General features: G+C 50.9%; 22 protein-coding genes. 6 read left to right on the forward strand and 16 right to left on the reverse strand.

The genetic code is table 11. The annotated features are described in order from the left end of the window. Positions 1-43 precede the first annotated feature (43 nt). Positions 44-1,018, reverse strand: coding sequence for a FecR family protein (locus ACO0K9_RS04680; RefSeq protein ID WP_422982233.1), 975 nt, complete (start codon positions 1,016-1,018; stop codon positions 44-46). Beyond that, positions 1,015-1,587: an RNA polymerase sigma factor gene (locus tag ACO0K9_RS04685; RefSeq protein ID WP_422982235.1), complete on the reverse strand. Its 573-nt coding sequence runs from the start codon at positions 1,585-1,587 to the stop codon at positions 1,015-1,017. Before ACO0K9_RS04685 ends, ACO0K9_RS04680 begins: the two co-directional genes overlap by 4 nt. A 247-nt stretch (positions 1,588-1,834) precedes the next feature. Here ACO0K9_RS04685 and ACO0K9_RS04690 point away from each other — a divergent pair, with 247 nt between their 5' ends. Together ACO0K9_RS04690 and ACO0K9_RS04695 are read left to right on the forward strand one after the other, a co-directional pair. Continuing rightward, entirely contained in the window at positions 1,835-2,062 is a 228-nt protein-coding gene (locus ACO0K9_RS04690) for a DUF6500 family protein (RefSeq protein WP_186945294.1), read from the forward strand. Positions 2,063-2,178: 116 nt separating this feature from the next. Further along, positions 2,179-3,294 carry an NADH:flavin oxidoreductase/NADH oxidase gene (locus ACO0K9_RS04695; RefSeq protein ID WP_422982237.1) on the forward strand — a complete coding sequence of 372 codons (1,116 nt, stop codon included), beginning with the start codon at positions 2,179-2,181 and terminating at the stop codon, positions 3,292-3,294. Between the two features lie 38 nt (positions 3,295-3,332). Here the strand turns inward: ACO0K9_RS04695 and ACO0K9_RS04700 are convergent, their stop codons facing one another. From ACO0K9_RS04700 to ACO0K9_RS04710, 3 genes are all read right to left on the reverse strand, one after another. After that, the gene (locus tag ACO0K9_RS04700; protein ID WP_422982239.1) at positions 3,333-3,812 is read right to left on the reverse strand and encodes a DUF1870 family protein; all 480 of its coding nucleotides are present in this window, start codon (positions 3,810-3,812) and stop codon (positions 3,333-3,335) included. Between the two features lie 52 nt (positions 3,813-3,864). Continuing rightward, entirely contained in the window at positions 3,865-6,543 is a 2,679-nt protein-coding gene (locus ACO0K9_RS04705; protein WP_422982241.1) for a polysaccharide deacetylase family protein, read from the reverse strand. Positions 6,544-6,656: 113 nt separating this feature from the next. After that, positions 6,657-7,349: a DNA alkylation repair protein gene (locus ACO0K9_RS04710; protein WP_422982243.1), complete on the reverse strand. Its 693-nt coding sequence runs from the start codon at positions 7,347-7,349 to the stop codon at positions 6,657-6,659. Positions 7,350-7,694: 345 nt separating this feature from the next. Between ACO0K9_RS04710 and ACO0K9_RS04715 the strand changes: the two genes are divergently transcribed. The 3 genes from ACO0K9_RS04715 to ACO0K9_RS04725 are packed head-to-tail and all read left to right on the forward strand — an operon-like array spanning position 7,695 to position 11,615. Beyond that, positions 7,695-9,749 (forward strand): ferritin-like domain-containing protein, encoded by a 2,055-nt coding sequence (locus tag ACO0K9_RS04715; RefSeq protein ID WP_422982245.1) that lies wholly within the window; start codon positions 7,695-7,697, stop codon positions 9,747-9,749. A 7-nt stretch (positions 9,750-9,756) separates the two neighbouring features. Beyond that, positions 9,757-10,713 (forward strand): DUF692 domain-containing protein, encoded by a 957-nt coding sequence (locus ACO0K9_RS04720; protein WP_422982247.1) that lies wholly within the window; start codon positions 9,757-9,759, stop codon positions 10,711-10,713. 8 nt (positions 10,714-10,721) lie between these two features. Beyond that, positions 10,722-11,615 (forward strand): putative DNA-binding domain-containing protein, encoded by an 894-nt coding sequence (locus tag ACO0K9_RS04725; protein ID WP_422982249.1) that lies wholly within the window; start codon positions 10,722-10,724, stop codon positions 11,613-11,615. 116 nt (positions 11,616-11,731) lie between these two features. Here ACO0K9_RS04725 and ACO0K9_RS04730 read toward each other — a convergent pair whose 3' ends face one another. The 4 genes from ACO0K9_RS04730 to ppsA form a co-directional block, all read right to left on the reverse strand. After that, a complete protein-coding gene (locus ACO0K9_RS04730; protein ID WP_422982251.1) occupies positions 11,732-13,675 on the reverse strand; it encodes an SPFH domain-containing protein in 1,944 nt (647 codons plus the stop codon). A gap of 138 nt (positions 13,676-13,813) precedes the next feature. Then, positions 13,814-14,764: an SPFH domain-containing protein gene (locus ACO0K9_RS04735; protein ID WP_422982253.1), complete on the reverse strand. Its 951-nt coding sequence runs from the start codon at positions 14,762-14,764 to the stop codon at positions 13,814-13,816. Positions 14,765-14,840: 76 nt separating this feature from the next. Further along, a complete protein-coding gene (locus ACO0K9_RS04740; protein ID WP_422982255.1) occupies positions 14,841-15,275 on the reverse strand; it encodes an NfeD family protein in 435 nt (144 codons plus the stop codon). Positions 15,276-15,605: 330 nt separating this feature from the next. Beyond that, complete coding sequence (gene ppsA, locus ACO0K9_RS04745) at positions 15,606-18,023, reverse strand: phosphoenolpyruvate synthase (RefSeq protein WP_422982257.1); 2,418 nt, start codon at positions 18,021-18,023, stop codon at positions 15,606-15,608. Between the two features lie 470 nt (positions 18,024-18,493). On the opposite strand from ppsA, the gene ppsR reads away from it, so the two are divergent. Beyond that, entirely contained in the window at positions 18,494-19,342 is an 849-nt protein-coding gene (ppsR, locus tag ACO0K9_RS04750; protein WP_422982259.1) for a posphoenolpyruvate synthetase regulatory kinase/phosphorylase PpsR, read from the forward strand. Positions 19,343-19,360: 18 nt separating this feature from the next. On the opposite strand, the gene ACO0K9_RS04755 is transcribed toward ppsR, so the two are convergent. From ACO0K9_RS04755 to rpoE, 7 genes are all read right to left on the reverse strand, one after another. Continuing rightward, positions 19,361-20,155, reverse strand: a complete 795-nt coding sequence (locus ACO0K9_RS04755) for a TrmH family RNA methyltransferase (protein WP_422982261.1) — start codon at positions 20,153-20,155, stop codon at positions 19,361-19,363. A gap of 11 nt (positions 20,156-20,166) precedes the next feature. Beyond that, positions 20,167-20,772: a ribonuclease HII gene (rnhB, locus tag ACO0K9_RS04760; RefSeq protein WP_422982263.1), complete on the reverse strand. Its 606-nt coding sequence runs from the start codon at positions 20,770-20,772 to the stop codon at positions 20,167-20,169. Beyond that, positions 20,765-21,016: a glutaredoxin family protein gene (locus ACO0K9_RS04765; protein ID WP_422982265.1), complete on the reverse strand. Its 252-nt coding sequence runs from the start codon at positions 21,014-21,016 to the stop codon at positions 20,765-20,767. The genes rnhB and ACO0K9_RS04765 overlap by 8 nt, the downstream gene beginning before the upstream one ends. A 155-nt stretch (positions 21,017-21,171) precedes the next feature. Continuing rightward, the gene (locus ACO0K9_RS04770) at positions 21,172-22,671 is read right to left on the reverse strand and encodes a DegQ family serine endoprotease (RefSeq protein WP_422982267.1); all 1,500 of its coding nucleotides are present in this window, start codon (positions 22,669-22,671) and stop codon (positions 21,172-21,174) included. Positions 22,672-22,683: 12 nt separating this feature from the next. Beyond that, the gene (locus tag ACO0K9_RS04775) at positions 22,684-23,673 is read right to left on the reverse strand and encodes a MucB/RseB C-terminal domain-containing protein (protein ID WP_422982269.1); all 990 of its coding nucleotides are present in this window, start codon (positions 23,671-23,673) and stop codon (positions 22,684-22,686) included. 32 nt (positions 23,674-23,705) lie between these two features. Next, positions 23,706-24,392, reverse strand: coding sequence for a sigma-E factor negative regulatory protein (locus ACO0K9_RS04780; RefSeq protein ID WP_422982271.1), 687 nt, complete (start codon positions 24,390-24,392; stop codon positions 23,706-23,708). 66 nt (positions 24,393-24,458) lie between these two features. After that, the gene (gene rpoE, locus ACO0K9_RS04785) at positions 24,459-25,061 is read right to left on the reverse strand and encodes an RNA polymerase sigma factor RpoE (protein ID WP_422982273.1); all 603 of its coding nucleotides are present in this window, start codon (positions 25,059-25,061) and stop codon (positions 24,459-24,461) included. Positions 25,062-25,187 lie beyond the last annotated feature (126 nt).

A 25,187-nucleotide genomic window follows, 5' to 3' on the forward strand; every position in this document is an offset into this window, starting at 1 on the left:
ACCCACTTACTTAGACGAGCCCATCTCGAAAATCCGGCATGTCTCAGCGAAGGATTTTTATCTCATCCTTTCCAATCTCAATTTTCAGACCAAAACCCTGATGCAACAGGCGGGCAAAACCATCAACGTTATCGACATTAAAACTGCCAGCGATTTTAATCTGGCCAGCAGAAGCGTCCAGAATTACCAACTTTTTTTGGTTATAGCGATTGAATTCTGATACCGCCTGGGCCAGTGTCATGTCATCGAGTACCAGCTTACCCTGACGCCAGTCAAGCTGTTTCATCATCTGTTCGCTGGTTTTATGATTGACAACAAGTTGGCCATTGCCGGTTTCCAGCGTTTCGTTTTTGGTCATCACCACGGCGTTTTCTGGTAGCGGCTGGCTGGGGGATTTCGCATCACTATTGCTGACCTGCACCCGTCCGTCGACAACATTTACTTTAATTTGATCACCATCCCTGCGTACTGAAAATTTGGTGCCAAGGACAGTGACCCGACTTTTGCCTGCCTCAATGACAAAGGGGCGCTTTGTATCATGCGCGACCTCAAAATAAGCTTCCCCACTATCCAGCCAAACCAGACGCTTTTCGGAAGATATCTGTGTCCGGATATGGGTGTTGGTATTGAGTGCCAATCTGGAACCATCAGGCAAGGCCAGCGTCTTGCTTTCACCAAGCACGGTGCCATACCTTGTTGCCGGGGTGAGAGTGTCAGACGAAACCACTAGTGCGCCGGCACCCACGATGACCAGTACGCCTGCCGCGATTCTCCACCCGGCCAGCAGTGAAAATGCAGCCCTTGGTTTAGGTACGGAATATTGTTGAGGCATTTTCAATGAGCTGAGACGATTGGCCCGCTGCCACACACTCTTCAGCCTTAAATAAGCAATCCGGTGTGCCGTTGCTTCATTAATCCAGGCCTGCATTGCCGTTTCCTGCTCATCAGACCAGTTGCCACTGTCGCGGCGTGCTAACCAATTGGCTGCCTGCTCTTCAATTTCAGACGCGCTTTTCATACCGAGTCGTCCTTTTTGCGAATTTTTAATGATAATTTAGTTACTCCCACGGTTACTCCTTTGACAAGGAGAGAGCTGGCCAGGACACGCATTCCCTTGGATATCTGTTTTTCTACCGTGTCTTCGGTAATACCCATGTATAGCGCGACATCTCGCTGCGACATATCGTCAATTTTTCTTAATTGCACGACTTCACGGCAGCGCGCCGGCAACATGTCCATCGCCTGTTGCAGCAAACGTAGTTCCTGGTGCCCGGTTGCGTGCCGCTCGGGCGTGAGCTCATCGCTGGATACATCCAGGATATCCAGATCAGCGTAGGCTTCAATTGACACCACTTGCGCGCGGCGTGCCAGATCGATCAGCAGGTTACGCGCCGTTGCGAAGACAAATGGCTTGACCATTTCTGGCATGCGTTTCGCAGCAGACTCATACAGACGCACGTACACTTCTTGCAATAAATCGGCAACATCGTCCTCTTGCCTGCGATTACGGCGCAAAAAGCGGATCAGCGCGGCTTCCAGCGGCAACACCTCGAATTCAAACCATTCATCCAGCTTATTGGATTCCATGAATCACACTTTCTTAACCAGATTGAACGAAAATACACCCTTACTCTAACTTAGACGAAGACGAAAAAGAAATCCGCCATATCTTGAAGCGATATATATTGAAGCAATTAATCACGTTATTATTGTCGCCTCCAACGACATGCTTAGCGTACTGCGCAGGATTTGTCATCGGGCGACATGCCAGGTTTATTGGCAATTGAACCTTGCTCAGACCTTCCTTCACCTCAGTAAATAAAACTATTTCCCTATGCAAGATGTATTAAGAAAAAAAATCATTGCCGTATGCGACAACAAAATCAAGCAAAAGGGTACGGATGTAGGTTTATCCTTTTACGCCTTCTTCGCCAATAAAAATGATGACCCGGAATTATTGATGGAAGCAGCTACCTGGTGGATCATGGAAAACAAATTCGACCATTTTGAAAAAGCAGTCAAAATCAGGCAATTGGTCACGGCCATGGATATGAAGGATTGACACCACCGGGCAGGCACCGGCAGCCTGCGGGCAACAAATGGAAACTGCGGGCATAATGTACAGATGCTAGTCTTCCCTTCCCCATCTATTGTTCTCTACAGCAGGTTTGCAAAACTATGAGCGCCCTCTTTTCCCCTCTCCGTCTCGGATCACTGAATCTGACAAACCGCATCATTATTGCACCCATGTGCCAGTACTCTGCCGACAACGGCAAGGCAACCGACTGGCATCTTATCCATCTGGGTGGCCTGGCTCTGTCGGGTGCCGGCTTATTGATACTGGAAGCAACCGCAGTCGAAGACATAGGCCGCATTTCTCCTGGTGATCTGGGTTTGTGGTCAGATGAAACCGAGGCCGCACTTGGTGAGGTTTTGAAATCCATACGCAGGCATTCAAACATGCCGGTTGCCATACAGCTTGGTCATGCGGGCCGCAAGGCGTCCAGCCAGGTACCCTGGCATGGTGGCCAGCTTATCGCGATAGAAGATGGGGGCTGGCAAATGGCCGCCCCTTCAGCCTTAGCCCATGGCAAAGGCGAACGCCCGCCCCTGGCGCTGGATGAAGCAGGTTTACAGCGAGTCAAAAATGCCTTTGTTGATGCCGCCGTGCGGGCCCACAGACTGGGCATCAATGCCATAGAAATACATGCTGCACATGGCTATCTGTTGCACCAGTTCCTGTCACCGATTGCCAATCAGCGTACTGACCAGTATGGTGGTTCAGTGGAAAACCGTTTGCGCTTTCCGCTGGAAGTGTTTGAGGCCGTACGTGCCGCCGTACCCAAAGATAGCATGACAGTTGGCGTGCGTCTTTCGGCAACAGACTGGGTTGACGGTGGACTGGATGTCGCGCAAAGCAAGCGCTTCGTGCAGGCATTGCAAGAGCGCGGCTGTGACTTTATCCATGTTTCCAGTGGTGGTGTTTCGCCGGAACAAAAGATTCCTCTGGGACCAGGCTATCAGGTTCATTTAGCGGAAGAAATCAAGCAACATTGCAGCCTGCCTGTGATTGCCGTAGGCCTGATCACGGACGCGCAACAGGCAGAGGATATTATCAAGGCAGGTAAGGCGGATGCGATCGCCATCGCCCGCGGGATTTTATATGACCCGCATTGGCCCTGGCATGCAGCTGCGCAATTGAATGCCACAGTGGACGCGCCAAAGCAATACTGGCGCTCGCAACCACGTGATCAGAAAAACTTGTTTGGTGACACCCGCATAGGGCAAAGATAACTAGACAAGGCTGCGTCACCTCAGCCTTGATTTCCATTTTAATTTTGCGGCGGGTGTACCTGCTCGGCCGCCCATTGATTGCGCATGGAATCGCTGTCTGTACGTCGGCCCAGCCAGTTTTCATAAGCGGCGGCATCAAACTGCACGATGTTGCAGTTTTCTACCGAGATCAGATGGGCAAGCACCGACTGTTGTGGCCGCCACATAATGGATTCACGGTATGGCAAGGTACACCAGTCTTCAAAATTGTCATACCACACCAGCGCTATTGGTTTTTTGCTGACATCTGCGGGCATTTGCTGGTAATAGGTTTTTATTGCTGCTTGCGTCTCTGCAATTGCCTTCTTACGGCAAGCCATCAGGTAATTAATCATCGATATCACGTCTTGCGGTATCTTTTGCGCGCCCGCTTCCCAGTTGCTCCAGTTGCGTTGTGTGACACCGCCGATTAATTCTGCTGCTTCGTGCTGACTGAAATGCAGCAAACTGCGGATTGCCTTTAATGTTACACCATTCATTTTTTATCCTTTACCCAAAGTCGTGTTGCCCCTGAATGCATTCAAGGCAGCATCAGTCCAATTTTTTCAGGGCTTCTTTGACGTAATTGGCATTGGGACTATTCGGCGACAGTTCCAGGAAACTGGTATACGCTTTTTTAGCTTTTTCGTTTTCATTCAGCATGGCTCTGGCATCCCCCAGGTTCAGGTAGGCAATCGCACGGGATGGATCAATCTGCAAGGTATTTTCAAACCAGCGCGCTGCCTCTGCATATTTTTGCTGCTTGAAATAGACAAAGCCCAGATTGTTTGCGGCCAGGCCAAAATCAGGGCGGTATTTCAAGGCTTCGGTGAACGCAGCTTCGGCCTGGGCATACTGTTTTTCCCTGTACAGTTGCAAGCCATTGTCGTTTGCTCTTTGTGCTAATTGACGCGATGGCGCATCCACCATTTTGGGTGCCGCGATTTTCTGTTCGCCACCATTCAGGTTTTTAATGACGATGGGCGCTTCACTGCCAGCTTTGACGGTTACCCCATCAATTTTGTTGTTGAGGGCAATCGCATCAGCAGATAGCTGATTGGTTTTTGCACTCAAGAACTCGCCTTCGCTATGCATTTCAAATACAAACTCGCCACCTTCAGAACCTGGCAGGCTACCAAACGCCGGGGTCTGCTGCGACATGCTGGATACCGCCGGGGCGATATAGGCCGCCAGTTCAGTCGCGGTAATCATGCCGTCACCGTTCAGGTCAGCCTTGCCACTTAAGGCCTGCAGCAAAGTCCAGGTAAATACAGAATGTCCATTTGGCCCGCCATCGGCCACCAGTTGGTCGGCACCACCTGCAGTCAGCATTTGCCGGCCCATGCGACGTGCATTTTCACGCAGGAAGGCACCGCTGCCTCCGCCACGCGTCAGGCCCAGGCCGCTATAACAGGCATCCATCACAAACAGGATATGTTTGGCATTCAGGCTTTCGGCAATGTTTTGCAAATCCGTCATGGGAATGGCATCGACCGACAACTGTTCAGGATCGGAATCTACCGGGATGATATACCCCAGGTTGCGGCCAGAACTCAGCTTTCTGGTAGCACCATGTCCGGCAAAAAACACAAACACCCGGTCATCTTTCTTCAATTGCCCGTGGCCCAGTTTTTCATGGAACAGGGCAAGAATATTATTCCTGGTTGCATCGCCATTCGTCAGTGTCAATACCTTGTCACCCGGGAAGCCCAGTTTGCTGACCAGCATATCGCGAATGGCATTCGCATCCTGCACGGCATATTGCAGCTTGGGCCATTTGGCATAATCATTAATGCCGATCACGATGGCCCAGCTATTTTGATAATCGGTACTGATGCTGACTTTTTCCGGTGTCGCCTTGCCGCCCTTGACGACCTTGAAATCAGTACCGTCCCAGGATGCAAAGCTGTAGCCATCAGCAATCAGTTTATCCAGCACCAGAGGCAAGGCCTTGATCGTGCGCTCATGGATATCATGGAAGAGAATGATGCCACGCTGTTCTTTTTCCAGCGTACCCAGGACACGACCAGCAATAGAGTTCGGCACCGGATCAGCCCAATCCAGTGAATCAATATTCCACATGACAGAGTGCAAGCCCAATCTGCCGAGGATTTGCATGCCTTCCTTGCTCTTTGCGCCGTACGGAAAGCGGAACAAGGCAGAGCGCGCCGGATCTATCGCCTTCAGCAATTTATCGGTTTGCTCAATTTCAGCATTCAGGCTGTCACCACTTTGTTTGGACAGCAAGGCATGGCTGAAGCTGTGATTGGCCAGCACATGGCCTGCGCTCAGCAATCTTCTGCTGGTTTCGGCATTTTTGTTCAGCAGCTCTTTGCCTTTGGCATCGATGCTGCCAACGTTTTTACCCACCTGGAAGAATACGCCGGGCACATTGTATTGCTTCAATATCGCTGCAATTTCATCGGTATAGGTGGCATGTGGGCCATCATCAAACGTCAGCACCACGGTTTTGGCTGGCAGGCCCTGGCCGAAAATGTCTTTTTCTTTTTCGCTTACTGGCTCCGGTTTTTCCGGATACGGCAAGATAATGCCGTAGTCTTTGAGGATTTGTTCACGGTTATATAATTTGCGCAGTTTGGCGATGTAATCATCCCAGCGTTCGCGCTTCAACTCTATCGAGCGTGACTCAAAGCGAGAAAATATCTCTTTGAGTTCCTTGTCGTATTCCTTTTCAATCTCGTTCAAGGCACTCAGGTCATCGCTGACGCGCTTGTGCAATTTGATGGAAGGCAGAGTTTGCTCGGTAGCGATCAGCTTTTGCATCCTGACCAATACTTCCCTGAATGCCAGACGATCAGCGTCATACAGGTCTTCACCAGATTCTATATACGTCAGGATAGTGTCGAAGCTGGCTTCCCGCTGAACCGCATGGCGGGTCTTGAGCTTATCAAAATAGGTATCGAGATTATTTAACCTGACCAAGTTTTCATGAAACAGGGCTTGCCCGATGCGATTGGCTTCGTTGCGTTCTTTGGGCCCCTGCTTTTTTTCATCCGCCAGCAAGACGATGATCTTGCGGTAGGCGACCAGCAAACCATTCAAGTCATCCGGTATTTTGCCGGCATCAAAGCCATCCTTGGGGTCAACCAATGCAGATTCAGCACTGGCACCGCCCCCCGCCGTCTGGGTATTTTTATGAATGACAAAATAGGTGGCAATAGCCAGGCAGACTGCCACTACGGCAGACACAATAATCTTGATAGGTTTCATTGAAAAAATCGATACAACAATACAATAGGCGGACAAGCAGCAAGAAACTAAGTTAGTTCGGTATCATATTGCAAATAAGGGCTTGTATGCGGACGAGAATGGGATTTTCTTCACTAAAAGCCCAGTTTTTCCAGATTTTTGGCAGCTTCACGTTGTGTCAATGCCGAAAATTGCCCCTTATGCTGATCAAGAAAAGCGCGGATCATCGCCGGATCATGCCAGGCGTAATCGCGCAAAGCCCAGCCTATGGCTTTACGGATGAAGAATTCATCTTCTGTGGTCAATGCCAGTGCATACCGGCACAATCTGTCCACATCCGTCTTTTCACGCCAGCCCAGTTGATGCAACAAGGCGATACGCCTGACCCAAAAATCTTCATGCAGCAAAGCCGCGTCCATGGTTTTCTGTATTTTCCTGTCTTCAGTAAGATGCAGGCGCAACAGGTCGCCAAATACACCGGCCAGGCCATCCACACTGTCCCACCAGGATTTTTGCTGTACCAAAACAAGTAAGGCTGGTACATCTTTCTGGCCTAAACGCCGGTAATGTTTGGCCAGAATATCCACTGCCAGATATTGGTATTCGCGTTCCTTGCAGCCCCACAGGCCAGTCGCCACCGCCAGGAGTTGATCAGCATCGGCTGTTTTCAATTGCCGGATGATATCAACAGATGCCTTGCGCCTGTCAGGTGCGGGAATACCCAGAAATTCAAATCGGTTTTTCATATACGCACGCATTCCCTGCGCCCGCGCAGGATCAGCAAGTGGCGATAAGCTGATCCTGCATTGCCTGATGATTTCTTCCATATTGCCAGTCCCAAAATTGCGATGGTGCTAGTGTAGTGTTGCACGCAGATTGCCGCTTATAAAATCGCGGATTTTTCGTTGAGACAAGGAAAAAACCGCAGCAATGCCGAGGTATTGCGAGGATTTTCGACGCAGTATCGGCGGAAAAGGCGCATTTTATAAGTGGCAAGAAGAGTGCAGCACTACACTAGGCGGGCCTGGCGATTCCAAAAGAATCCAGTATGCTCAAATATTTTCAAACACACATTCTTTTATGTTAAAGTCATTATGCTTTTGTTCATGCTTTAATGCATCACCCCGCCTGCATATTTCCTAATCATACCAAGCCAGCTCAGGAGTCGCCTCATGTTCTCAGCCATACCTGAAACACCGCAGCACGCCATCAAAAATCGTCCACTCACAGAATTCAACACCGATGCCGCTGCCGTGAGGGCGATTGCGCAGGCTGCTATCAGCGTCGAATTGTTTACGATTCCCCTGTACATGAATTCCATGTATTCAATCTATGGCACGCATCAGATCAATTCGCGGGATCATAATTACTACAAGGGGCGGCAATGGCCAGGCATGTCGACCAGCGCCAATCCGCAAACAGCCAATGAACATGCCTTCAATATCATTTTCAGTGTCTTCATCCAGGAAATGCTGCATTTGCAGATGGCCGCCAACCTGGCAACAGCGATTGGCGTCAAACCCAGTTTTACCACCGGTTCCGGTCTGCAAGACAGTGACAATGGCTGGATCTGCTATGGTCCGGCAGAAACCAAAATTCCCTGCATAGTCAAGCTCACGGATACCAAAAGCTACAGCGATGTCAAAGTCAACCTGGAAGCACTGAACCACAACCAGATACAGTTGTTCCTGGCCATAGAACAGCCTGAAAACGTAGCACGCGAAGAATTGCGTGACAACGCCCACAAGTATTTCCCCGATGTGCCACTGGCTGACTGGACACCCCAAAAAGGATTTGCTGACCTGCCACTGTTCGGCACCATAGGCTATATGTACGAGTGCTATGCCAAGTACATCAGCATGGAATATGAAGATGGTAAAACATTGTGGCAAAAACTGTTCGACAATGGCTCGGTGCAGCAAGACATGTTCAATGTCCACAGCACGCCGACTGAAAAGAACGAAAGTCATCCCGAAAAAGAATTCCCGTGTTTTTCCACCCTGTTTGAACCTGCTGAAAAAGATGGTGGCGGCATCGTTTCACAAAACAAGGCCATCGACATGATGTGCGCAATCACCGACCAGGGTGAAGGTAATTCCACCGGCATCGCCCAGTATCGTCGTACGCATTTGCTGAAAGCAGTGCAGCCTGACTATCGTGAATCAAAAGATGCTTTAAAAGCCGATTACCCTTCTTATGATGGGGATGGCGAAGAAGCCGATTCCAAAGATACGGCTGCACGTTTTAACAGCGCCGCTTTTGATCATTATGAACGTTTCCATCAAGTCAAAGAATTCCTGGAATCAAAGAGTGAGATCGCGTCCAAACGCCTGAGCACCTGGGAAGAATGGCATGCCGCCGGCAATCGCTGGACCAGCGACATGCTGCTCAATAAAGACTATGATCCAAGCACTGCACCAAAAAACATCCCCAGCCCGGAAGCGGTAGCCAATGCCATCAACAGCCTCAAGGATGGTTGTGCAGACACCTTGAAAACCTTGAGCCAGGTATCTGCCGGTGCCATCTATGGCATTACATCGGTACTGGATGATTACTGGACAAACAGCAAACTCGCCTTCCCCTATCCATCCATGGTCGGCTCCGGTGACCGCATGTCGATTTGCTGGGCGATTACCGGCTGTTCGCCGCAGTTGTCAGTCAAGGTTCCCCTGCCTGACAAAACCAGCCTGTATCACGCCTGCCAGGGCTTGGATCTTAACAAGACCAGTGACGCCGACCTTCAATGCGCTGCCATTGCGGTCTATCACACCTGCCGCGGCTCTAACGGCTGCAAGTCACAGGGTGGCTGCGGTTTTGCACAACTGGATAGTGGCGGTGGCGCATCTTGCAGAGCCAGTTATCACAAGTCCGTGCATGCCCATGCCCCTACAGCAGACAATGCCAACCAGGTTTTGTGCGGCACGAAAGAACTGTTCAGCGCCCCTAGCGACAATAAGTGTAAAAGCTTTGGTGGCTGTGCCGTACCGATTTCAGCATCACAGCTTTTCCCCGCCCGTGGCAGCATGGTCTTGTACAATTTTGCCGGCGCGCCGGATTATACTGAAACCCGGTTGCCCGACGCAGACAACATCGGCTTCCAACTAGGTGACAATGTATTCGATATCGCATGGGCGGCTTATGTCAAGGTCATGGAGGTGCGCCAGCAAGACCCAGGCACACAGCCGCAGCCAACCGACCTGCGACTGGCATTGCCACCATCGACCTGACCTGCTTATGCCTGAATATTCGTACCAACATCCACATATACAGCAGCGCCTGGGCCTGCCCAATCTGGGTTTGGGCCTGGGCCTGCGGAATACCCACTTCCAGGATATTTTGCAACACGGTGCGCAGGTAGGATGGTTTGAGATCATCAGTGAAAACTTCATTGACCATCACGGCTATGCACGCCATGTGCTGGATAAAATTGCCGAGATCTGTACTATCGTCATGCACGGTGTATCGTTATCGATAGGCAGTAGCGATGCTCTCGATTTCGATTACCTCAGGAAAATCAAGCAACTGGCAAAAGAGCTGCAACCGGCATGGGTGTCTGATCATCTGTGCTGGACCGGTGTTGCCTCGGTTAACACCCACGACTTATTGCCGCTACCGCTGAATGAAGCCACACTCAAACACGTGGTGGAGCGGGTGCGCATCGTGCAAGACTTTCTGGAAAGACCGCTGATACTGGAAAACCCCAGCACCTATGTCGAATTTGAACTGTCCACCATGCCTGAACACGCTTTTTTAAGTGCTCTCGCAAGACAGACTGGTTGTGGCTTGCTGCTGGACGTTAACAATGTGCATGTGTCAGCCTACAACCATGGCTTTGATGCCGCCGATTACATACGACAATTACCGGCAGAACATATCGTGCAAATCCACCTGGCTGGCCCGACCCAATGTGGTAGCTATATGATAGACACGCATGACCAGCCGGTTCCTACACCGGTCTGGCATCTGTATGCCCTGGCGCAGGAATTAACCGGTGGTGTGTCGACTTTGCTGGAATGGGATGCCAACATCCCCTCTTACCCTGAACTGCTGGCAGAACTGGATAAAGCCAGGCAAGTCATGGCTGGTACTATCCCGCAAATGGCGATATCCCGCAGTGATAGTGAAGGTCTTTCCACACCCGTGCAATTCCAGCTGGCTGAGCAAAATGAGCAATCTGGATGCCCGATATGAATTCCATGATGCCAGACCTTTCATTAAGTCAGTTACAGAACTGGTTTCTGACAGCGATGATACATCCTGGCGGCGTTGACCAGGGGCTGGCCCTTGCACAACAACGACTGGGTGTACCAGAAGCAGACATGCTGAAAACAACGCCAGAAAAACAATCGAGAATGCATATCTATGCCCATGGCTATATCCTGCGCCTGCAGGAATGCCTGCAGGCAGATTTCCCGATTTTGTTGCGACTGATGGGTGAAGACCTGTTCAACTTCTTCGCCCGTAATTACATCTGGCGCCAGCCTTCACGCGCCCCATCGCTGTATGATCTGGGGACAGGTTTCGCCGATTTTTTGCAACAAAGTCAGCCCAGGCAACAAGCAGGCGGCGATGCAGCACAAACCGAAAGCCTGAGCCTGCTGCAATTTCCCATAGAGATAGCAAAACTGGAACGCGCCTTCACTGAAGTCATTCGCGCTCCGGGACTGGAGAAAAATAAGGCCACACTGCATGACAATAGTTTTGCCTGGCTAAGCGGACAATCCTGCACCCTTCATCTACCCGCCAGTGTACGCCTGCTGGAAACGCATTTCCCCCTGCAAGGGTATTGGGAACAAGTCAAGGCCGCTGATCAAGATGCAGAACTACCGGCACCACCAATGGCAGCACCTGCCTATCTTGCTGTCGCACGCATGAATTACCGGGTACATCTCATCACCCTCCTGCCCTGGCAATTTCATTTTCTGAAATCCACACAACAGCACCACGATCTTCATCAGTGTGCAGAATATGCGGCACAGCATGTCCATCTACCCGTACAAGATCTATTGGCGGATATCGGTCTTTGGCAATTACGGGCAGAACTGCAGGGCTTGCTTACTATCAACAGCAGGCAAGACCCATTTCATCATTAGTGGACTGAGGACCGGTTTTCTTCATCACTTCGGCCTGCCTTATCATTTCGCGTCACGCATAAAAAAACCTCTTCAACTCAGAAGAATTGAAGAGGTCTATTGTCCTACGCAATCAATTAATTGACCGGCGCAATCACTGTTTTATCGCTTTTGTTGAGCAAGTCTTTTGCTGCCAGTGCCAGGAAGGCGTCCACAGCAGAGCTGCTGCCGCTGCCACCAGTCTGTATGCTCGGTACCATGGCAATATGACCTTTCTCTATGGCTTCGGCAAAGCGCAGTAAGACCGTTTGCTGGAACTGCAGTTCAGGTCCGCCATAGGCTTCTACATTCAGCTCAGTCGCTTTCGCCTGTGCTTCACCAATTTGCTGGATCTGATAAGCCTCTGCATTGGCCAGGGTACGTTTGGCATCGGCCGCACCGGATGCCACCTGGCGTGCTTCTTCCGCTGCCTTGATGGCTTTTTGTACTGCCGCACTACCCTGGTTTTCAGCAATTTTTACTGCCAGCTCAGATTCGGTAATGGCAGTCTGCTGTTTGGCCCTGGCTTCTGCTTCACGCAGGATGCGCTCTTGCACGGCAGCGGTTTCTTTGGTTTTGTAGGTTTCCAGTTGTTCCCTGGATACCTGGCGTTCACGCAATTGTTTCAGGATCACTTCAATTTGCGTATCACCGGTCTTGGCCCGTGGGGTACCGATCAAGACTTCATTCAGGGTCAGGTTATAACCTTCAAAGTTCTTGCGCATCTCGGCTTTTGCACGCTCCTGGATATCCGAACGTTCCTGCAGCAATTCAATCAGGGTCTTGCCCTGTCCTATGTTTTTGAAATAGGCAGCCACCATCGGGTCCAGGGTCTGTTCCACCAGTTTCTGGATATCACCAAATCGTTGTATCACCAGCGGTGCCATTTTGTAGTCGATGTTGACGACCACGGACAAAGGCAGGTCAGGCTCGAACGCATCTTTGGTAATCAGTGACACTTCGCTCAGGTGTTTATCCAGCTCATGTGAGCCGACCTGACCAGATTGCCATTTCAGGATAAAGTTGGTGGTCGGTACATCGATCACCCGTTTGGCATAGGGATTCAGGGCGTATTTACCCGGCAACAGCGGCGTCACCTGCACACCTTTTTCATCGCTGCTGACCAGTTCACCATGACGGTAAGATTCACCTGTCACGTCATTGCCAGCCTTGCCGGTGTAAGACACGACCACGCCCACATAACCCACCGGTACGACGCGTTTCTCGACGATCTCATAGGTGGCAAAGCGGGCATTCAGGTAGTAGGTACCCTCGACCAGAACCTGTAACTGACGACCTTTATAACCACCGCCTTCGATGAAGACCTCGGGGTTCTGGAAGTCGTGATGATAACTGCGGTCTTCATGCGGATCAGCCCCAACCACGGGGGCCACTATCGTGCCCTCTGGCAGTGAGCGGCCTTCGTGGGTGGTAATGACGGCCAGTTTGTCGTCGCGTATCACCAGCGGCAGGAAGCCATTGCGCAGGCGCAGTTCTTCCAGCATTTCTGCCAGTTGACCAACCACCATGCCTTCCGAGCTGACATTGCCGTCACCCGGCAACGGCAAGGCATACACGCGGTCAGCAGTCAGTACGACAAATTGCGCCAGGTTGATGGCATAAGTACCTTCGCGCAAGATCTTGCGCTGCAGACCTTTTTGACCATCGCTGGTCAAAAAACTGCGCACATTGGTAAAGTCATTCGCTGCCTTGTTACAGGCCAGGTTTTGGGTAGGTGCCATGGCCTGGCCATCACGGGCAAACACATAGGCCAGGGTACCCTGCTGTATCGTCACCAGGTCATGTCTGTGGATAGCATATTGAAACGGGAAGAACACGTGAAAACCACCGCGCAAGACTTCAGGCTGGAAACCGGCTTCGCCATTCAATGCAATAAAGCCGTGCTGGACAGAGCCACTGGCGGACCATTTTTTTTCAACGATACCGATTTTCTCATTCGAGATATAAACCAGAATATTACTGGTATACAGCAGCAGAATCAGCGCGATAACACTGCCTGCCAAAATAATAAATTCAAACATGAATAGCCTCTTCTTCAATAAGTTCCGATAGATTCGGAAATGCAGCGGCGCTACTGGCACCTGGGAGGTGCCAGCAGTACAGCTATGGGGGAGTTAAATCAGGGGTTCAAGGAAGGCCTGTCACGCCGCCATTTCAATTTAGACAGGTCGTCGCGGCGGCTCGATGACCGCAGGTTTTTGCGATTTGACAACTTGCATGGCAGTGGCGATCAGGCCACTCATATCACCCAGATTGGCCGGGACGATAATCGAGTTATTGGTTTTAGCCAGATTGGCAAACGCTGCGACATATTGCTCAGCCACTTTCAGGTTGACCGCATCAGCACCACCAGGCGATTGTATCGCGGCGGCAGTCTTGCGTATGGCTTCGGCACTGGCTTCTGCAATCGATAGAATGGCAGCGGCCTGACCTTGTGCACGATTGATGGAAGCCTGTTTTTCACCTTCGGATTTGGCAATTGATGCTTCACGTTCACCAGTAGCGATGTTGATCTGCTCTTGCTTGCGGCCTTCGGATGCGGCAATCAGGGCACGCTTTTCACGTTCAGCAGTAATCTGCGCCTGCATCGCATGCAGGATTTCTTTTGGTGGTGTCAAGTCCTTGATCTCATAACGCAAGACCTTGACGCCCCAGTTGGCAGCAGATTCGTCAATCGCATTGACGATGGTGGTATTGATGTGATCGCGTTCTTCGAAGGTTTTATCCAATTCCATTTTGCCGATGACCGAACGCAAGGTGGTTTGTGCCAGTTGTGTAATCGCCGCAATATAGTTAGAAGAACCGTAGGAAGCGCGCATGGCATCGGTGATCTGGAAATACAATATCCCATCTACCTGCAATTGCGTATTGTCCCTGGTAATACACACTTGCGGCGGCACATCCAGCGGGATTTCTTTCAGGATGTGCTTGTAGGCGATGCGATCAACAAAGGGCACCACGATATTCAAACCTGGCCCCAGCGTGGCATGGTATTTACCCAAACGCTCGACCACCCAGGCGTGCTGTTGCGGCACGACATTGATGGTCTTGAAGATAAACACGATACCCAACACCAGCAAAACCAGAGCGACTGTACCTATATTTTCCATTTTCTTACCTTTATTGTTATGTAGATGATTTTTTATTTACGCTAGAAAAACTGATGCAACTGCTTTTTATTTCTTGTCAGGACGGCTTCACAAGCAAGCGGCTACCTTGTATTTCTTCAATCGTGTAAGCACCGGGATAGCCAGCCGAGTGCTGCAATTCCACATCCCACATGGCACCGCGATACATGGCACGCGCCACAAACTTGCCGTTGCCCTGGTCTTTCCATTCATTGACCTGCAGGCTTTGCCCTATATCCATATTCACATTGGGGTCACGTGATGCGTTGCCATTTCCTTTCCAGCCATATTTGCTTTTATGCAAAGCTACTGTGGCAAGCGAGCCGACAATTGCCACCACGATCATCTGGCTGGCAGCACTCAATTGAAATACAGCTGCTATCGCGCCAGCGGCCAGACCCAGGGATATCATCAACAAATAAAATGTGCCCGTGAACAATTCCAGTATCACGACCACGCCCGCCAACACCAGCCACATCATCCATCCATTCATTTTCTTATTCTCCTTATCAGTTTTTATATCATCGTGACTCTGCTACTTTTACATTCTGTACGACAGACTTATATTTTTCATCGGTAATCGTCGTAGGAATTTACTCACAAAAAAGCCCTCGTTACCTATTCGGTAGCGAGGGCTTTCCCACGAATTTTGCTGAAGTATTGATTTTCTTTTTCTTAAGTTTCGACACCGGTAGTCTAGTCCTAATTTTAGAAAATACAAGGGTCCAGGATTATTTATGTTGCGGCGCACCAACAAGAAAAAACGGGAATGCCGTATCAGGCATTCCCGTTTTTCCGGGTAGAAACGAACGCTATGCCTGGCTTATTTAGGAACTGCAGCCAGTTTCTGCCAGGTATCGATCACGGAATCAGGATTCAGAGAAATGGATTCGATCCCCTCTTTCATCAGCCATTCGGCAAAATCAGGATGATCGGACGGCCCCTGACCACAGATGCCGACATATTTGTCCAGCTTGCGGCAGGCAGCAATGGCGCGTGACAACAAGGCGCGCACGGCAGGGTCGCGTTCGTCAAAGTCGGCAGCCAGCAATTCCATGCCGGAATCACGATCCAGGCCCAGAGTCAACTGCGTCAGATCGTTCGAGCCGATGGAGAAACCATCAAAGAATTGCAGGAATTCTTCAGCCAGTATCGCGTTCGATGGCACTTCACACATCATGATCAGGCGCAGGCCATTTTCACCACGGCGCAAGCCATTTTTCGCCAACAGATTCACGACTTTTTCTGCCTGGCCCAATGTACGGACGAAAGGCACCATGATTTCCACATTGGTCAGGCCCATGTCATTGCGCACGCGTTTCATTGCCTGGCATTCCATCTCAAAACATTCGGCAAAGTCCGGTGCCAGGTAGCGCGCAGCGCCACGGAAACCCAGCATAGGATTTTCTTCATCCGGTTCATAGCGTGAACCGCCTATGAGTTTTTTGTATTCGTTGGATTTGAAGTCAGACAGGCGCACAATGACTTTCTTCGGCCAGAATGCAGCGGCAATGGTGGCGATGCCTTCTGCCAGTTTGTCGACATAGAAGGCTCTTGGGGAAGCGTGGCCACGGGCGACGGATTCCACCGCTTTTTTCAGGTCGGCATCAATATTGGGGTATTCCAGAATCGCTTTTGGATGTACGCCGATATTATTGTTGATGATGAATTCCAGACGCGCCAGGCCCACACCTTCATTCGGCACGGACTGGAAGTCAAACGCCAGTTGCGGATTGCCGACATTGAGCATGATCTTCAATGGCAGCTTGGGCAATTCGCCACGCAACTCTTCTGTGACTTCAGTTTCCAGCAAGCCGTCGTAAATCTTGCCTTCATCGCCTTCGGCGCAAGATACGGTGACCAGGGTGCCGTCTTTCAGTACATCGGTCGCATCTTCACAACCTACCACGGCAGGTACGCCCAGCTCACGGGCGATAATCGCTGCATGGCAGGTACGGCCACCACGATTGGTGACGATGGCGGCAGCGCGCTTCATGACAGGTTCCCAATTCGGGTCGGTCATGTCAGCCACCAATACGTCGCCTGGCTGCACTCTTTCCATTTCGGATGGATCATGAATGACACGCACGCGACCTGCACCAATCTTCTGACCAATCGCACGACCAGACACCAGTACCGTGCCGCTGCCTTTCAGTTTGAAGCGCTGTTGTGCATCAGTCGCCTTTTGCTGGGATTTAACGGTTTCGGGACGCGCCTGCAGGATGTACAGCTTGCCGTCACGACCATCCTTGCCCCATTCTATGTCCATAGGGCGACCATAATGCTTTTCGATGATGGTCGCGTATTTGGCCAGCTCCACCACTTCGGTGTCATTCAGGGAATAACGGTTGCGCAATTCCACCGGCACGTCAACGGTCTTGACGGAACGACCGGCCTTGGCTTCACCGGTAAATTCCATCTTGATCAGCTTGGAACCGATATTGCGGCGTATCACCGGCAATTTACCCTGTTCCAGCATGGGTTTGTGTACATAGAATTCATCCGGATTCACCGCACCCTGGACCACGGTTTCACCCAGGCCATAGCTGGAAGTGATAAACACCACATCCTTGAAGCCAGATTCGGTATCTATCGTGAACATGACGCCAGCGGCACCTAGGTCCGAACGCACCATGCGCTGCACACCGGCAGACAGGGCGACTTCGGCATGGGTAAAACCTTTATGGACGCGGTAAGAAATCGCCCTGTCGTTGTACAGCGAGGCAAACACATGCTTCATCGCTTCCAATACATTGTCGATACCGACCACGTTGAGGAAAGTTTCTTGCTGGCCGGCGAAAGAAGCATCTGGCAAATCTTCAGCAGTGGCGGAGGAACGCACGGCAAACGACATTTCTGCGGTGGAATCGGCAACCAGTTTATTATAGAACTCTTCAATTTCCTTTTGCAGACGTGGCTGGAAAGGTGTATCGATAATCCACTGACGAATCTCGGCACCGGCTTTTGCCAGTTCCTTGACGTCATCAATGTTCAGGTGTTCAAGGCGATCAGCAATACGCTGGGCCAAAGGCAGACCGCCGTCGATGCTATGCGCCAGAAAATCACGAAAAGCCTGTGCCGTGGTGGCAAAACCGCCAGGAACCCGTACCCCGGCGGTAGCCAGTTGACTGATCATTTCGCCTAATGATGCATTTTTTCCGCCGACGGATTCAACATCCGTCATGCGTAAATGCTCAAACGAGGCAACATAAGTTGCCTCGGTATTTGCTGCGTTGGACATAACAACCTCTTTTTGATGGTAAGAAATCTTTGCCCTGCAGCTTCGTCTATCACTGTTTTTTTGTTATTCTTGAGGCGAGCTGCTAAGAACCTGTTTACGATCTTAAGCGCGGGCGCAATTGGAGTCCACGCGGGGCTCATGCGCTGCTCAAAATGCTCATGTACTTAAGTACATTCCGCTTTTTGCGCTGCGTTTTTGTTACCCTGACCCCGCTGACGCTCGCTACAGATCGTAAACACCTTCTTGGGGCGTATTGAGATGTGCTTTCTGTTGACGCGCCAGCTATGCCAAAAACACATCTCAACACGTCCTGGAACCTGCTGTTGCAGCATTTTACATTGTGTCTTGCATGAATTTCTCAAGCAAATGAGAATTTGCTGTGTTTTTTGTTTGTACTTATATAAAAAATCTTACAAAAACCGTACAAACATCTTTTATAAATATATTTAATTAACCATATCAAAATCACCATGCCAGACTCCCCCCAACCAGCAAGGCCAGCCACCAACCGTACCGTCTTCTTTGTATCCGACGGTACTGGTATTACGGCAGAAACCTTCGGGCATTCCGTGCTGACGCAATTTGACCAGAAATTCAAGCAGGTCCGCCTGCCTTTTATTGATACCCTGGACAAAGCACATGATGCAGTACGTCGCATCAATGACGCGTTCAATGCCGATGGCAACCGCCCCATCGTTTTTTCCACCCTGGTAAAAACCGACCTGGCGGGCGTGGTATTCAAGTCCAAGGGACTGCATATGGACCTGATACAGACTTTTGTATCGCCGCTGGAGCAGGAACTGGGTATCAAATCCACCCATACCATAGGGCGTAGTCATAATATTGCCGATTCTGAAGAATATAAGAACCGCATTGAGGCGATCAATTTTTCCCTGGCCCATGATGATGGTCAGTCAAACAAGAATTTATCGACGGCAGATGTGATACTGGTCGGGGTTTCGCGTTCAGGCAAGACACCGACCAGCCTTTACCTGGCGATGCAATATGGCATCAAGGCAGCCAATTACCCGCTGATACCGGATGATTTTGAACGTGGCAGACTGCCTTCTGCCCTACCTGAATTCAAGGGCAAGATATTCGGACTGAGCATTGCGCCTGAAAGACTGTCCGAAATCCGCAACGAACGCCGCCCCGGCAGCAAATACGCATCACTGGAAAATTGCCGCTATGAAGTCAATGAAGCAGAATTGATGATGAAACGCGAAGGCATACGCTGGCTGTCATCGACAACCAAGTCTATTGAAGAAATATCCACCACGATACTGCAGGAAATCAAGTCTGACATACGGGTTTATTGATGTCAGTAGTCAACATTCTTAACCGGCCTTGCCAAGCTGCTGCCTGACCTGCTCAAAAAAACAGATGGCAGCACTGGCTGCTACGTTCAGCGACTCTATAGCCGCCTGCTGGGGAATGGTGACGGTTTTGCTGGCCATAGCCATCAAATCAGGGGATACCCCCTGCCCTTCATGACCAAACAGCCAGACCACATCCTTGCTAAGGTCAGTCTGGTAAATGCTCAGGCTGGTATGCGAGCTGGTTGCCAATACGGGAATGCTGGCACTCCCCAGCAATTCAGCCAGATCCACGTTTTCAAAAATGTTCAGCAGGAAATGGGCTCCCATGCCAGCCCGCATAACCTTGGGTGACCAGGCAGATGCCGTCCCCGGGCTGCAAAACACATTACGTATGCCGGCACCGGCTGCGCTGCGCAGGATGGAACCCAGGTTGCCCGGGTCTTGCAGGTTATCCAGCACGACAGAAGATGCGGCCAATGCTGGCGGCAATTGTGGTGCCGGTGTAGCGATCACAAACATCAGGCCCACACCATGCTCAACCTGGCTTAAAGCCTTGTACAGCACGTCTGGCAGGCAAATGCACTGGACCGCCCGTTGTTCTATGCTGGCCAGAATGGCGGCCACTTCAGGATGATGCAGGCTGCCTTCGGCAACGATGCAGCACTGCGGTACACCATGATGCTGGAAATAGGCCTGGCACAAATGCACACCATCCAGCAGGCTACGGCCCGCCTTGCGCAAGGCCTGCGCGCTGGTGGCCAGATGTTTGTATTCCTTGTAGAGAGGATTGTCGCGGGAGGTAATCGATTTCATTTATTCTGCTTTTATTTGAGCAATGCCTTCACGGGCGCATACGATTTTCTGTGTATCGGTGATACGCCATGTTCGCGCAGGCGTTCCAGATGCAAGGCTGTCGGATAGCCCTTGTGCTGGTCCAGTGCATACTGGGGATAGGTTTCATGCAATTGCATCAAAACATGGTCACGTGCGGTTTTGGCGAGTATGGATGCGGCCGATATGGCGGCGACCTTGTCATCGCCCTTGACGATGGCTTCGGAAGGAATCGCCATGACCGGGCAGCGATTGCCATCTATCAGGGCCAGCGTCGGTGTGACAGACAATCCTTCAACCGCACGCCGCATGGCCAGCATGGTGGCTTGCAGGATATTGAGTTCATCAATTTCCTGTTCCGAACATTCGGCAATACACCAGGCCAGCGCATGCTGCTTGATTTCCACTGCCAGTAGCTCGCGCTTTGCTTCACTGAGTTTTTTGGAATCGCGCAAGCCCGGGATTGGGCGTTGCGGGTCAAGAATCACGGCAGCAGCCATCACCGGCCCCGCCAGCGGGCCACGTCCGGCTTCATCCACACCACAAATCACTTCAGCTTCGTAATCAAACAGGGACAAACCAGGTGTCAGGTCATGCATAGAAAAAAGCTTTCAGTGCTGCGGGGTCCAAGAAATAATGGCAAATGCGCTGCTGTTCCAAGCCTTGCTTTTGCCCTACCAGGACGGGTACCAGCTCATCGTACATGGCCAGCAACTCGTCGTCCTGATCAACATCGACGACTTTGACGGTGAAACCGTATTCCGGGCTGTAAGCCTGCAACTGTTCCAGCATGTCGTCACACAGATGGCAATAGCTGCGGGAATATAAGGTAAATTGAATCATCATCTTGCCGATCAGGTTATCCGCAATCACATTTGCGTCACTACACCTGTATTATAAGTCGCTGCGATCAGTGCTACCAAATCGCTACCAAATAAAAAAGGCCACCTGCTCAGGTGGCCTTTCTTGCTATCAGCCTACTAGACTATCAGACTGGTTTATTGCGCGGTGGGACGTACGGCGACAAACTTGGATACTTCGCCACGCTTCACCAGCAACAGTACGGCTTTCTTGGCGTCAACTTTAGCCATCACCGCGGTAAATTCCTTCAGATCCTTGACGTCGGAATTATTCACGCGGGTAATGATGTCACCCGCCTGCAAACCGGCCCGGGCAGCGCCGCCATCCACATTTTCCAGGATGACGCCACCACTGACTTGGGATTCACGTTTTTGCGCGTCACTCAGGTCAGCCACAGTCAGGCCAAATACATTGGCAGCAGGTTCGGTTTTTTGCTTGCCGGTTTTGGCTGCAGGTGCTTTTTCGGCATCGGCTTCAGCTACCGTGATCACGATATCTTTTGCACCACCTTTGCGCCAGACTGTCACTGTCGCCTTGCCACCAGGTTTGATATCACCGACCACACGGTTCAAATCAACGGCTTTTTCGATAACAGTACCATTTACCTTCTGGATCACGTCACCGACTTCAACACCAGCCTTCTCGGCGGGCGAACCAGGCATAACACGCTGTATCAGTGCACCTTGCGCTTTTGCCAGGCCAAGGCCTTCTGCCACTTCTTTCGGTACATCGATACGTTCTACGCCAAGGTAGCCGCGCACTACTTTACCGGCAGATTTCAGTTGCTCGACCACGCGCATGGCTTCGTCAATCGGGATCGCAAACGAGATACCCATGTAGCCGCCGGAACGGCTATAAATCTGGGAATTCACACCGATGACTTCACCGCGCATATTGATCAGCGGGCCACCAGAATTACCAGGATTGACCGCCACGTCAGTCTGTATTAGCGGCAGGTAATCGCCAGTATCACGTGCTTTGGCAGAAATAATGCCGGCAGTGACGGTATTGTCGAGGTCAAATGGTGAACCGATGGCAATCACCCATTCACCAGCCTTGATCTTGTCGGAATCACCGATGGTAACGCGCGGCAGTTTGCTGCCATCAATTTTCAAGACTGCAACATCCGTGCGACGATCGGCACCAATCACCTTGGCCTTGAATTCACGTTTATCGGTCAGCTTCACATACACTTCGGAAGCGCCCTCAACCACATGGGCATTCGTCAATACGAAACCATCCTGCGAGATGATGAAGCCGGACCCGACGCCGCGCGGTACTTCTTCTTCCTGCGCCTGTGGTGTCTGCTTGCGATTTTTTGGGGTTGGCTGCGCTTTCGGTGCAGGTGCCGGTGTAGGTACAGGCACGCCAAAGAAGCGGCGGAAAAATTCCTGCATCTGGTCATCATCCAGACCGTTTGCATTCTGGCCGGTAGGGACTTTTTCTGTTGTCCTGATGTTCACCACGGCCGGGCCGGATTTTTCCACCAGTTCAGTAAAGTCAGGCAAGCCCACTACCGGGGCTGCCAATGCAACCGGATTGGCATTGATTGCTGTTGGTACGACCAAACCCACGCAGGCACTCAGTACCAGTGTGGAAGCAATTTTTTCTATTGGAAAAAGTTTGTTCACTCTCATGGTGTCATTCGCTTATCTAGGTTTAAATTCAATCGAGTTCATTACTTGCCGGATTGCGCTTGCAGGTACCTCACCCACCACGGTCAGCCAGTATTCAGCATGACGCTTGCCCATGATGGTCATGGCGCCCTGCTGCAGACTGCCTTCCGTGCGATTATCACTATCTGGTTCAATAAAAACGGAAATTGCCGCCAGCCCGTCTGAAAAAATCATTTGTATGACCTGATGTGCTTTTGCTGCATTTGCATCACTGCTTTTGGCAGTGGCAGATGCAGGTATCAGACGTTTCATTTCACGAATCTTCCTGAATCCCGCTGGCAAGGATTTCACTACCCAGCCAGAATTAATATTGGACTGCACCGTCAGATTTTCAACCTGCCATTGTGCAGTATTTTGAAAAGTCGGCTTGACCCTCTGTTTATCGATATCGCCTATCGTCAATTGGGTGAAGGCAATCTGCTCTATCACTTCATTCTTTGGATTCAGTGTTTGTGCACGCAACAACAAGCCAGAATCACGCTCTACGCACAGGCGATAGCCATAACGGGAAGCATCACGCGGCTCCAGTGAATACGTCTGGCAGTCAATGCCGGCAACGCGACTGAGCTCGGCTTTTTTGATCGAGTAAGAATCGGGGAGCGCATGCGCATTGGAGGTCAGCAAGGCAGGAAAGACTTCTTGCGTGACATTTTTTTCTACCTGCAACGTCTTACTTTCTGGCAAGTAACACATGACTTCATCATTTTTCCGCACATATTCGCGCGGTTGGCCATCCAGGATTTCCAGCTTTTCCAGTTCATTGCGGGCGTCAAGCACATGGGTGATTCTGGAAGTACGAATCTGATTGGCTTGCTGGTAGACAAAGGTGCCCGAGTAATTCAGCTTCTGCGCAGAGGCCTGCATCTTTCGCAAAACGCTATGCACTTCACGCCTGTCTTCCGTCGAGTCTTGCGCTGCCGCCGGTACCATCAATGCGCCCAGCAGGCAGGCGGATCCCGCCATCACGATCTTAAAACGCCATACGCACATCATGCTTATTTTTCCGAAGCAGCTGAGACTGCGTTGGCACGGGTGACGTATTGGGTAGCGTTATTCAATGAGGGTGAAAAACGCTGATGTGCCTGCAAATAACTATCGATACGCGGGTCACGCAGCATGTCCGGCATGTCGGCTGCCAGCTTGTCATTGGCCTGGGCATTTTTTTCCATGGCTGACGAATTCTGGCTGCTGTTCACGGCCAGCGCAGACATGGGCGCACTGTCGCCATGGGAAGCCAGTTGCACATTGCCAGCCGGTGCAGACTTGCTGCTGACCTGGGTAGCGGCGTTCTGGCCGCTGTGCATGAACGACAGTTGCGGAACCATAATAAAGGCAAAAACCGCTGCTGCGGCAGCGCTGGCGACAGCCACATAAGAGCCCAGGAATTTCTGCCCCTTCTGTTCCTTCCGATCTGCAGGACTATCATTTTTTATCAGCGCCTTTGGGGCCAGGATGACAGGTTCTGCATCCAGTCTTGCCGACAGACGTTCGGAAAAATCGGCACTAAAGTTCACAGCCAACTCTTCAGAACGCAACACATCACCAATCTGATGATAAATTCCCCAGGCATCCTTGCTTTCAGCCTGATTCAAACTCGCCAGCAAGGAATCCAGTTGAGCATCACTCAGTTCGCCATCTGCCATGGCGGAAATGCTCTCATGTTGATTTGTGCTTTTGTCCATAATTTTCACCTTTTTACCACTTATTTTGAATTCGTTTTTTACTGCCTTGTGCTGTGCCAGCCTGGTCTACCAGCGCTGCTCCAGCGTTGTACCTAACAGGGGCCGCAATTTTTCTGCAATGGCCTCTCTTGCCCTGAATATCCTGCTGCGTACCGTTCCTATCGGACACAGCATGACCTCGGCGATTTCGTCATAGCTCAAGCCTTCTATCTCACGCAGGGTGATGGCATTTCGCAATTCTTCCGGCAAGGTCAGCATGGCGCTATTCACCGTTTCTGCGATCTGCTTGCTGGCAAGCATGGATTCGGGCGTATTAATATCTCTCAAACCTTCGGCATCCACAAAACCTTCTGCTTCATCGACATCTGCATCCGTAGAAGTCGGTGCCCGGCGTCCCTGCGTTACCAGGTGGTTTTTCGCGGTATTGACACCTATCCTGTACAGCCAGGTGTAAAACGCGGACTCGCCACGAAAATTCGGTAAGGCACGGTATGCCTTGATAAACGCTTCCTGCACTACATCTTCCGCTTCGGCATGGTCATAGACGAGCCGGGACACGAGCCGCATTAATTTCCTTTGGTATTTGGAAACCAGAAGCTCGAATGCTTTTTTGTCACCACGCTGGACGCGCTCAACCAATAGCTGATCAATTTCGCGTTCTGTCGTCACTCATTCATTCCTATATGCGCAAAATGCGGCGTACAAAAGCGGCAAATGCATTTTATTAACGTCAACATACGCGATTTATACCCGGTCAGAGTACTCATTATTGCTAAAAGTTCCTTCACAGAGGTA

Source organism: Undibacterium sp. Ji50W, from assembly GCF_049340445.1.
Lineage (GTDB): Bacteria > Pseudomonadota > Gammaproteobacteria > Burkholderiales > Burkholderiaceae_D > Undibacterium.